A 9,933-nucleotide genomic window follows, 5' to 3' on the forward strand; every position below is an offset into this window, starting at 1 on the left:
GGGCGCGACGCGTTGTCCCTTGAAGTAGCGGGTGACTGCGGACGCGTCGACGAACGCCGCCTTCGCGAACTCGCGGCGCGATGCGCCGGCGCGTTCGAAGCACGTCTGCATCATCGCGCCGTAGCGCGCCGCGTCCGGCTCCACCGCGTCCCGACCCGACACGCCCTCGTGCGCGCTCATCCGGGTGTCGTCCTCTTCGTCACACCCCGATTCAACGACAGGCGGGGGCGCCGGGATGCCGCAACGCACAAACGTGTTGCCGAAGTCCCGGCAACGGCCGTTGCCGCTCCCACAGGACCTCGCACCCGTCCGAGGCTCGTGCCGACACCAGACGGAATCGAGCATCGCAGGACCGCACGAACACCCCGACCGAACGCCCCGACCCCGAGCCGGAACACGAACCGGCCCCACCCGTTTCGCATCGCCGGCGACGTGCCGTCGCGCTGCTCGACCTGCTCCCGGCGGCCGCGGACGCTGGCCTCGGCGACGAGATCGGGCACCGCCTGGTCGCCCTCGCCCCGGACGCCGTCCGCGCGCTCGTCGAGTGACATCCGGTCCACGAGCGCCTGCACGCGGTCGACGTGGGCGCATTCGGACAGGTGGTGCGGCCAGGGCAGTGCCGACGAAGGGCCCGAGCGCAGGCCTTCGACCTCGCCCGGGAACGGCGTCCGCTCGCCGGGATCGGTGATCGGTATCGGACGTACAGCCAAACCATCCCGCCCGGGAAACCATCGAGGAGGCTCGTGCCGCCGTGCACGCGGCACGACCCTCCCGCGGTGGTTCGTGTGGGGAACGATCACCGGACTCCGTGGCTCCGCTTCCGATCCCGGATGTCCGAGTACTGTCCGAGGTCGGAACGCGAATCGCGATACCGGACCCGGCTCATTCCACGAGGGCGCGGACGACGTCCAGGGCATGGATGGTCAGGCGATGGCCGATCTCGTTGCCGACGCCGGTGATCACGGCCGCCGGCAGGAGGCCGAGCAACGCGACGGCGATTCGTCGGCGACGCGGGAGGGGACCGGCCGGGGCGGGGTCGGGGGCGGAGTGGGGTTGTTCGGGTGGGGTGTTCACGGGTGTCTCCGATGCTCGTGTCCGTCGGGTTCGCCACGAGCGTCGGACGGGTGGAAGGTGCTGCGGTAGCGGCAACGGGCGTTGCCGGCGCATCGGCAACACGTCGGCGCGTAGTGCCACCGGGTCGCCCGGTGGTGGCGTTGAATGGAGGGGTGACGAAGGGGGCGACACCTACATGAGCGATGACATTCCGGGCCGGGACGCGGTCGAGCCGGACGCGGGACGCTACGGGGCGGCGATGCAGGCGTGCTTCGAACGCGCAGGCGCCTCGCGCCGCGAGTTCGCCAAGGCGGCGTTCCTCGATCCGTCCGTGGTCACCCGCTACCTCAAGGGACAACGAGTCGCACCCGCCGAGTTCCTCACCGCCCTCGCAAGATTCCTGGCCGAGCGCGGCGTCCCGCTCGCACCCGAGGAACACCTCGACCTCGACCGGTTGCGCACCGCCGCCCTGGCGGGCAGCGCCAGGCAGCACAACCAGGCCCTGTACTGGAGAGAGGAGACCACACGGCTGACCGCCGCCAAGGAAGACCTCACCGCACGCCTGAACGAGGAACGCGACCGCGGCACCCACGACCGCCGACACGCGGCCCAGGCCCTGGGCGCCCTCGACCTCGAACTCGCCGAACTGAGCGAACGCCTCGAACACACCGACACCACCAGAGCCGAGATCCAGACCCGACACGACGCACTGCACGACCAAGTCCGGGACCGGGACCATCGCCTCGACGCCGCGACCGCCTACATCCGCGAACTCGAAGCCGAACTCGCCGAACACCACGCCACGATCGAACTCCTGCGCCGGGAAGTCGACGTCCTGCGCCACCAGGTCATGGTCCTGAGCCGGGAGCAGCAGGAGCGGCAATGGGCGACACCCGTCCACCAGCATGTTGCCCAGGCGGCAACGCAGGTCACCGCAGACGGCGTGTCCGGCGACCACGACCCACCGGCGCAATCGTGGTCCGGTGGGGTGAGCGCGATGCCGGCCTATACGGGAGACGGGTACTCCCTCGGCGGCCCCGTCCCGCCGGAGGGCGGCACCCGGCGGGACGACTACGACCCACCTGCGCAGCCCTCTGCCGGTGGGGTGACCGTGACCGCGATGCCGGCCTACACGGGGGGCGAGTACCCCTTCATCGGGGGCCCCGTCCCGGCGGAGGTCGGTACCTGGCCGGGCGACTGCGACCCACCGGCGCAGTTGCCTGCCGGTGGGGTGACGGCGATGCCGACGCCCACGGGGGACGTGAACCCGCTCGTCGGCGACTTCGCCGCCGCCGCGGAGGCCAACATCGCGTCCATGGCTTCTACCCAAAGCGCGTTGGAACGCGTCCAGGACGCCGTGCAACGCGTACAAGACGCCGTGCAACGCGTACAAGGTGCCATGGACGACGTCCGAGACTCGCCGCGGAACACCGACGACCCCTCCGCCGTGTCCACTCCCGCCCCTGCCGCCCCGGTTCGGCCGTACGTGCCGTACCAGGTGCCGCCCGGGTACCACGTGGGGAACTTCGTGGGCTGGTCCAGCTTTCTGCTCCAGGTGGTGCTCTCCTTCGGCGTCGCCGCGACGTTCACTGCGGGTCTTCGGGCATCCCCCCGCGCCGAGACCTCGAACCTGATCGTCTACGCGGTCCTGGCGCCGACCGCCCTGCTGCTCGCGACGGCTCTGTTGTCCTTTCCGATGGAAGGTCTGAACGTCACCGTCGGAGAGCCCTTCGAAGCGTGCCGGGTGGTAAGCCCTGCGGCACTGCTGGCGGGCCTGATCGTGCCCTGGCACGTGGATGCCGCGCAGCCCTGGCCCTGGATCGCTGCCCACGTCGGTCTCGACCTCGACAGGCAGCCCTGGCACTGGCTCGCCGACCACATCAACATGGTCCAGCCCTGGCACTGGCTCGCCGACTACGTCGGCCTCGTCTGATCCCGGGTCCAGAGCCATCCTGTTCGCCGTCACGAGATACGACGAGTCGCTGAGCCTGCCTGACGGACGCCGCCCGCATGGCCTCGGAGCTGGGCCTGTACGCGAAGGAGGCCAGGCGCTCGAGGAACTGGTCGACGTCGCGGCGCAGACGCACGCCGCCGACGTCGAAGCCGTCGCACGCGACCGGCTGCGCCTGCTGTACCGCGAACTGGGCTTCAGGCCGCCCGACACGGATCCCGACCCCGATCAGGCATGAGCGCTCGCCTCGACCAGGAAGGGAAGAGGCTGCAGCAGATCGTGCGCCGGGGCAGCACGAGCTCGGTGCGCTACCGGCGCGCGTCCGTCGGCGAGATGTCACTGCGACCACGGATGAGGGCGACGCTCGAGTCGTTTCGGATCGACGTGGACGGAGCGCGGTGTCGGAACGTCGTGTGTGCCTGCTCAGAAGGGCGGATTGTCGGCGTTGCCGCCGGGGCTGTGGTCCGCCTCGACGGAGCCGTGCTCGTCGGTGTGCCCAACCAAGCACACCGTGAACGTGCTTACGGCGGGCCGGTGCCGTCTGCCCACTTGCCTGGTCGGCGGAACCGGCTGCTGGCTCTACCGTTGCTGCGGCCCGGTCTGCGACGGTAGAGCCAGCAGGCGGGAGAGGGCGGCGGCCACCAGAGGGGTGGCGTGCTCGGGCAGGTGGTGGGATGCCCAGTCGGCCGCCAGGGCGACGAAGTCGGAGAGGTCACGATCGACGCCCTCCAGGAGTCGGCCGAGTTCACCGGGCCGTCGCTCTTCCCGGAGTCGAGGGTCAGCCGGACGGTGTCGCCGAGCCGTTCGGCGGTCGGTTCCGGATCGTGGCCGAGCCAGGGCGGGTCGCCGCCGTCGACGACCTCCTGCCATTCGCGCCAGTCCTCCAGGCCGCAGCAGCAGCCGGGCGGCACCACGATTCCCGTGGAGGTGTCCACGACGAGCAGGCCGCCCCCCACGATGGGTTCCTCGGAGGTCAGCATCCCGTGCAGGAAGTATCCGAGCGGGTCGGCCGGCGGGAGCGGGAAGCCCTCCCCGGGGTCGGGGCCGACGTCGTTGCAGCCGACGATGCGCATCATGGCCGTCCCGACCTCGGTGGGAGAGAGTTCATCACCGAGAGGAATGTGGCCGAAGGACTTCGTCTCGGCGACCGGCCAAAAGGCGAAGTCGCCGTCGTGGACATCCACCCTCAGCACGAGCCGCATGGTGATCACGGGCGAAGTGTGCCCCACTCCCCGCCCACCCCGCCCCTCGTTTACGCCCGGACACCCCACCATCAGCCGGACCGAACGGCGAACACAAAGAGCATGTTCGGCTGTACCTCCGTGCGGAGTCGGTCGATCGTGGGGGCCCGGTACGAGCGGACGGTGCTTTCGGCAAGGAGTCGGTGCGCGAGGGGCACCAGTTCGGCGCGGTGTTCGGCGAGGTCGGGATCCTCGGCGTACGCGACGGCCGCGGCCGTCGCGGCGTGGCGCACGTCGGGGTCGTCGTCCCGAAGGAAGGCGGCCACGGCGTGGGAGAACACCGGGCGTATGCCGTCGAGGCCGGGTCGCCCGTCGGCCTCCACGCACGCGTCGTCGATGTCGAGTGCGAGAGAGCAGGGCCTGGATCAAGGCGTGGTTCGGGGCCGCTTGACCGGTGCGTGGTAGTAGTCGAGTTCCCAGCGGGCCCGGTCGGGCGAGGCCCCGCGCGGCAGGGTCCGACGGCCGGTGGCGAACGTGACGTCGCGGTCGCCCATCAGGGCGAACACGACGCGGAGCACCCGGCCCATGGCCTCAATGCCCTCGTCGTAGTACCACTGGGCGACCACGCCCTGGTCGTCGCCGAGGAACGGGCGCTGGAGGAACTCCTGCACCTCGGCGGGCAGGTTCCCCAACACCCCCGAGTCCCGCACGTTCAGGCCCAGGTCCGCCACGACCGCCGGGCGGGCCGGCGGCGGTCCCCCACCCGCGGGGCGGCGCGGCCGGAACAGGCGGGACGCCTTCGAGGGCTTGCGCCCCACCGGGTCCGAGCGGAGCGACCGGTGCTCCAGGGCGTCGGGCTCGAAGCGCAGGCGCTCCACCAGGTACACCCGCTTGCCCTCGCGGACGACGGACGCCGCCCGGCAGGCGCCCAGGGGCCCGAACACGAAGGCCTCGACGAACTCGTCGGCGTCCAACTTCGCCCACCAGGCCAACGTCGTACCGGCCTGCGCCTCCAGGCGCTCGCGCGTCTTGGGGCCGAGCATGTCCCAGCGCTGTTCCCGGTTGGATCCGGACGTGCCGACGGGCAGTTCGCCGGGCGCGTGTATCCGGGCCACCTGTTCGACCGGTCCCGGGCCCGGCGCCGGTTCGGCGACCTCGCCGCCGGTCCGCAGCGCGGGCAGCAACCCCTGGTTCGACGGCAACGGCGGCCGCGGATGCCGCTCGGGTCCCTCTTCACCACGCCACGCACCCGCCATGCCCGCTCCCTTTCGTCGGCCCGTCCGCCCAGTCTGGGCGAACTCCCGTACACGGTGCGAGGTTTCGACAACATGGGGTCACCAACCAAGGGGGACGTTCATGGGCCGGTGTCGTATCCGGATGTGACCACCGCGCACCACGACCCCGACGAGTGACGTGCTCGGCCGACCCGGCGGCCCCGAGCGGGCCCTCCGGGTGGTCGCCGGACTTCGCGTCGGTCGGGCCACGGCGGCCCGGCGGAGCGGTTAGCGGCGTGTGTATTCGTACAGGCAGGCCGTGGTCTCTTTCTCCGGCAGGCCGAGGGCGCGGCCGATCGTGGCTTCGTCGTGGTCGTAACGGGCGGAGGTTGCGGCGTTGGCGCCGGCTTCTCCGACGGTCGTGTGCAACAGCCGTACCGCGCGCAGCGCGGCCAGCGGCGCGTCGAGGGCCAGGACGTCCAGTCGGTCGCCGACCTGTCGGAGCAGTCGGGCGACGTCCTCGGGCAGCTGCATGGCGGCGTGCTCGACCTCCGCGATGTGCGCGGCCCAGTCCCGCTCGCAGACCGCCGGGTCCTCGAGCGCTCTCCACGGATGCCGGTCCTTGGCATCGGATTCGTTCTCGGCGTCGGCGGCGGCACCGTCGAGCTCGGCCACCAGCTCCGGCATCGTGGCGACCGGGTGCGCCTCGCCCTGCCAGCCACAGGAGCACACCGTCCGCAACGCGTCCGCCCTCGGCGCCTTGACCAGGTACTCCCACGACCCGTCGTGATACCGCCAGTCGGTGCTCTCGTAAAAATTGGTACCGCTGCCGATGTCGAAGATCACCGGACGCGGCGTCGAACCATCGACCAACACCACGCCGACCCGGCCTTCGTGCGCGGTCCCGAACTCCCGCGCCTGCCAACCCTGCCTCTGGTCCCTCACACGCGCCTCCTCTTGGTCACGGGCCCCGCCGTCGCGGCCCGTCGTGTTCTTGAGCGTGCCTCACCGGCGCGCGCGTCGAGGGTCGTTCTGCGCGATCGACCCCGCCGAGTGCCCGATTCGGGGATCGCGAGTTCTTGCTCCCGTGACCGCCGACCGCGGGGGCGCTTCGTCGAACGCCCCTCGTGGCACGCCCTCGCTCCGAGCCGTGCGCTCATCGTGTCGTCGGTCGTGGAACCGCGCCCGAGCATTGACTCGTATGTCGTGGGTGCGAGGCCAGCGTAGGAGGCCAGGTGCCCGGCGGTGGGGAAGTTGGTGCCGTTGAATCCTTGTTTGCGATTTCATATCTGGACGCGATTTGATGATATAAAGTATCACTTCCATCGGCGAAGCCCGATTTTTTACGTGAAATCGGAACGGGAATTGGGAAATGGAATCCTATTGACTCTCTGTGGCCGCTTAAATACGCTCTCTCGGGCCAACCGGCGCTCTGGGGGCGCTAAATCTGGGGGGGAAATGAACAGGAATATGAAACGTTTGGTGGCTGCCGTTGCTGCGCTCGGCGCACTGGCCGTCATACCTTTCTCGGCGGCGGCGGACGAACCCGGGCCTCTCTCTGCCGAAACCTTGGCGACCATGACGCCGGAGGCGCAGGGACGACTGCTCGAACCCTTGCGCGCCGCCGCAGATGGGGCGATCAGCGTCGGCCAGGAGCAGTACGCGGACATCTTCACCTCTGCCGAGATGAGTGCGGACTACACCACGCTCCACGTGTATCTGACCGATACGTCGCAGGCCGACGTCTTCATCCGACAGGTTCACGCGAAGTATCCGAAGATCAACACGAAGCTGCTCGACGTGAAGCAGGGGAAAAACTCTCAAGCCGCGATGAAGAGCGAAGCCCTTCGATACGTCGCCAACGAGTCTCTGCCGTTCAAGGTCTATTCTGCAGCCTTCGCGGTGGACGGCGGAGGTGTCACTCTCTCCGTCGACAAACCCAGCTCGGCGAGCGGCTTCCTGGCCTCACGGGAAAGCCTCGACAAGACGGCGGTTGCCCTGGAAATCAGGGTAGAGCAAGGAAGCGAGGGCCGACTGCTGGCCACTCGGGAGAACGACAGCGCCCCCTTCTATGCCGGAGCGGCGCTGGACTGGATCGACGCCGACCGCGCGAACTGCACGAGTGGAATGCCCAGCATCAGCACGTGGGACGGCCGGCAGTGGCTGGTTACTGCAGGCCATTGCTACCCGGTGGGCCAACACGTGTGGACACACGGCGGCACCTATGTCGGCCAGGTCAAGGACAAGAGGCCCGACATCGACGCGGCCTTCATTGAGACTACGACCCGGGCGAACACCTGGGACGGCACAGACGCCGCCGGGTACGCCCGCGCCCTCAACGGTGTCAGGCACACCGCAGTCGGGGACATGGTCTGCAACCTCGGATACAACATCAAGGTCATGTGTAACATCCGCACGGCCGGTGTCAACGTTTGGTCCGCGGGCGATGTCGGGGTCATGGGAATGGTCGGAGGGCAGGTGGACGGCTACCTCGCCGCCGTGGGTGGCGACAGCGGAGGCCCCATAATCACCGTCAACGACCCGAACAGCCGTCAACTCAACGGCATGGTCAGCATCGGGTTCTACTGCGACGACATCAAGCGTTGTCGATCCGTGGGCTGGATAAGCGCGGCCACCATCCAGGACGTCTTTGCCGTCCGACTCAATTTCGCCTGACGTTTCTCGCCGGTGCGACCGTCGTCGCACCGGCGCAGCGTGTTCATGAGCCGGCTGAGAGCCTGTCGTCGAGCGCCACCTTGGAGATCAGCAATGTCGAGGACGTCTCGTTCGACGGAAGCGGCCCTCCTGCGCTCGCCTTGGGCGGAGTCATAACCACGGCCAGGGTGTAATGCGACGGATTTGCCCATACTTGCTGCCAACTCAACTGCCCACACAGCCAATCCGGCGCGGGCTGACGAATCTTGGCAGGCCACTCGTACGCGGGGTCCCAGTCCACGAACCGAAGCGGGCGTCCGGGGCCCAAGGCCCCGGCACGCACCGGACCACCCACCACGACTCCGTCCCGCAGCAGTAGCACGGTCGGGTAGACCTTGGTGGCGTTCAGTCGCATCGGTGCAGGCGCCTCGAGGGTGACGGAGACGAGTGGGGGCACATCCACGTCTGCGGTCCGTTCGATCGTCAACCCCAACAAATCGAACCCATCTAACCGTTCGACCACGGGCGACTCGATCGGCCGGCCACACGTGAACGGGCCCGGCTCCTGTTCAATGCCCGACCCCTGTTCCGCTGGCGACGGGGCGGCGACGGGGGCCGGGCGGTCGGACGGGTCGGATCCGACCATCGTCGTGGCGAACGCTCCCATCACGCACAGCGTCACGGCCACAGCGGTACCCGCCATCTGCAGCCGGCGCCGTCCGCGACGGCGCTGCTCCGCCTCGGCCACCAACTCCTCCGCGGGCATCGGCCGCAGCGGCCGCGCCTGGCCTGCCAGCGTGTCCAGGGCTTCTCGGATGTTATCTCCGTTCGAACTCACGCTTCTCCTCCTCGCTATTCGTCGTGCCGTCGTTCGCCCACGTCCGCCTCAGTGCGCCGCGTGCGTCGTGCAACTGACTCTTGACCGACCCCTGAGTGCACCCCAGGACGTTCGCGATCTCGGCGATGGGCAGATCCTCGAGGTAGTACAGGACCAGACACGTTCGCTGGCCAGCGGGTAACTGCGCCAAGGACTCACCGGTCCACAGGCGCGCGCATACCTGCGTCTCCGGTCCCTCCTGATCGGACGGCGCGTACCGGGTCAGGAAGGCGGGCCGTAGACGCGCCCATCGGCGCGCCCGCCGGAACTCGTCGATGACGACATTGGTCATGACCCGACGGACGTACGCCTCCAACTCGGCGGGATCAGTGGGGGGACGCCCCGCGAGAGTCCGTACCAACGCCTCTTGGACCAGGTCGTCCGCCCGGTCGTCGTCTCCACACAGGACAAAGGCGTAGCGCTTGAGCGCCCAACCCCGAGCAGCCACCAACGACTGCACAGACTCCCCGTCAACTCGCATCCGCCCTCCTCCCACTGAATATTCGAGCCCCGATCGTGCCCATCACTGTCACACCCCCAAGAACGAACAACACGCGAACCGGGTTGGGCACACTTCGAAACCAAGTCCCGGACACCCACCAGAACATGTGCCATGTGCATGACAGGCAGTCCGGCACCTAGCCGATCCCTGGAACGAGGCGCGGTCACTGCCTCGGGCGCAGTCTGCGATCCATGGCCTAGGACCCCGGGCCCGACGAGGCGCTTTTCGAGCTGACCGACGCCGACGATCAAGGGCGGCGGCTAGGAAGTGTCTTCAATCTGCTCGGGTTGAGGCATGATGTCGGGTGTGATTCGACGTCATGAGTTGACCGATGCGGAGTGGGACGCGTTGCGGCCGCATCTTCCGTCGGGGGCGATGGGTCGCCGGCGGTCGGACGACCGGGCGATCCTGAACGGGATCGTGTGGAAGATTCGCACCGGCGTCCCGTGGCGGGACGTGCCGGAGAGATACGGCTCGTGGCAGACGCTGTACACGCGTTT

The 9,933-nt window shown here is 68.9% G+C and carries 11 protein-coding genes; 3 read left to right on the forward strand and 8 right to left on the reverse strand.

The window, feature by feature from the left end:
- Together GT354_RS38870 and GT354_RS38875 are read right to left on the reverse strand one after the other, a co-directional pair.
- The coding region (locus GT354_RS38870) for a hypothetical protein (RefSeq protein WP_161361080.1) at positions 1-180 on the reverse strand (180 nt) is incomplete at its 3' end.
- A 702-nt stretch (positions 181-882) separates the two neighbouring features.
- Positions 883-1,074, reverse strand: a complete 192-nt coding sequence (locus GT354_RS38875) for a hypothetical protein (protein WP_161361081.1) — start codon at positions 1,072-1,074, stop codon at positions 883-885.
- Positions 1,075-1,249: 175 nt separating this feature from the next.
- Between GT354_RS38875 and GT354_RS38880 the strand changes: the two genes are divergently transcribed.
- Positions 1,250-2,986, forward strand: a complete 1,737-nt coding sequence (locus GT354_RS38880; protein ID WP_161358332.1) for a helix-turn-helix transcriptional regulator — start codon at positions 1,250-1,252, stop codon at positions 2,984-2,986.
- 539 nt (positions 2,987-3,525) lie between these two features.
- Here the strand turns inward: GT354_RS38880 and GT354_RS38885 are convergent.
- From GT354_RS38885 to GT354_RS38900, 4 genes are all read right to left on the reverse strand, one after another.
- Positions 3,526-4,206, reverse strand: coding sequence for a hypothetical protein (locus GT354_RS38885; protein WP_237535372.1), 681 nt, complete (start codon positions 4,204-4,206; stop codon positions 3,526-3,528).
- A 71-nt stretch (positions 4,207-4,277) separates the two neighbouring features.
- A complete protein-coding gene (locus GT354_RS38890; RefSeq protein ID WP_161358331.1) occupies positions 4,278-4,568 on the reverse strand; it encodes a hypothetical protein in 291 nt (96 codons plus the stop codon).
- Positions 4,569-4,610: 42 nt separating this feature from the next.
- A complete protein-coding gene (locus GT354_RS38895; protein ID WP_161358330.1) occupies positions 4,611-5,441 on the reverse strand; it encodes a hypothetical protein in 831 nt (276 codons plus the stop codon).
- Between the two features lie 246 nt (positions 5,442-5,687).
- On the reverse strand, positions 5,688-6,344 hold the full coding sequence (locus GT354_RS38900) for a hypothetical protein (RefSeq protein ID WP_161358329.1): 657 nt from the start codon (positions 6,342-6,344) through the stop codon (positions 5,688-5,690).
- Positions 6,345-6,869: 525 nt separating this feature from the next.
- Here GT354_RS38900 and GT354_RS38905 point away from each other — a divergent pair.
- On the forward strand, positions 6,870-8,075 hold the full coding sequence (locus tag GT354_RS38905) for a S1 family peptidase (RefSeq protein WP_161358328.1): 1,206 nt from the start codon (positions 6,870-6,872) through the stop codon (positions 8,073-8,075).
- A gap of 43 nt (positions 8,076-8,118) precedes the next feature.
- Here the strand turns inward: GT354_RS38905 and GT354_RS38910 are convergent, their stop codons facing one another.
- Together GT354_RS38910 and GT354_RS38915 are read right to left on the reverse strand one after the other, a co-directional pair.
- Complete coding sequence (locus GT354_RS38910; protein ID WP_161358327.1) at positions 8,119-8,820, reverse strand: hypothetical protein; 702 nt, start codon at positions 8,818-8,820, stop codon at positions 8,119-8,121.
- Positions 8,821-8,872: 52 nt separating this feature from the next.
- Complete coding sequence (locus tag GT354_RS38915; protein WP_161358326.1) at positions 8,873-9,412, reverse strand: RNA polymerase sigma factor; 540 nt, start codon at positions 9,410-9,412, stop codon at positions 8,873-8,875.
- 327 nt (positions 9,413-9,739) lie between these two features.
- Here GT354_RS38915 and GT354_RS56810 point away from each other — a divergent pair.
- Positions 9,740-9,933, forward strand: a 194-nt coding sequence (locus tag GT354_RS56810) for a transposase (protein WP_161358325.1), incomplete at its 3' end; no start/stop codon positions are given.

This window comes from Streptomyces sp. SID3343 (genome assembly GCF_009865215.1).
GTDB lineage: Bacteria > Actinomycetota > Actinomycetes > Streptomycetales > Streptomycetaceae > Embleya.

What these genes read in the sequence shown, in the direction of transcription:
- GT354_RS38910 (WP_161358327.1), bottom strand. Translation starts at nt 8,820, where the DNA reads ATGCCCGCGGAGGAGTTGGTGGCCGAGGCGGAGCAGCGCCGTCGCGGA.
- GT354_RS38895 (WP_161358330.1), bottom strand. Translation starts at nt 5,441, where the DNA reads ATGGCGGGTGCGTGGCGTGGTGAAGAGGGACCCGAGCGGCATCCGCGG.
- GT354_RS38885 (WP_237535372.1), bottom strand. Translation starts at nt 4,206, where the DNA reads ATGCGGCTCGTGCTGAGGGTGGATGTCCACGACGGCGACTTCGCCTTT.
- GT354_RS38880 (WP_161358332.1), top strand. Translation starts at nt 1,250, where the DNA reads ATGAGCGATGACATTCCGGGCCGGGACGCGGTCGAGCCGGACGCGGGA.
- GT354_RS38905 (WP_161358328.1), top strand. Translation starts at nt 6,870, where the DNA reads ATGAAACGTTTGGTGGCTGCCGTTGCTGCGCTCGGCGCACTGGCCGTC.
- GT354_RS38915 (WP_161358326.1), bottom strand. Translation starts at nt 9,412, where the DNA reads ATGCGAGTTGACGGGGAGTCTGTGCAGTCGTTGGTGGCTGCTCGGGGT.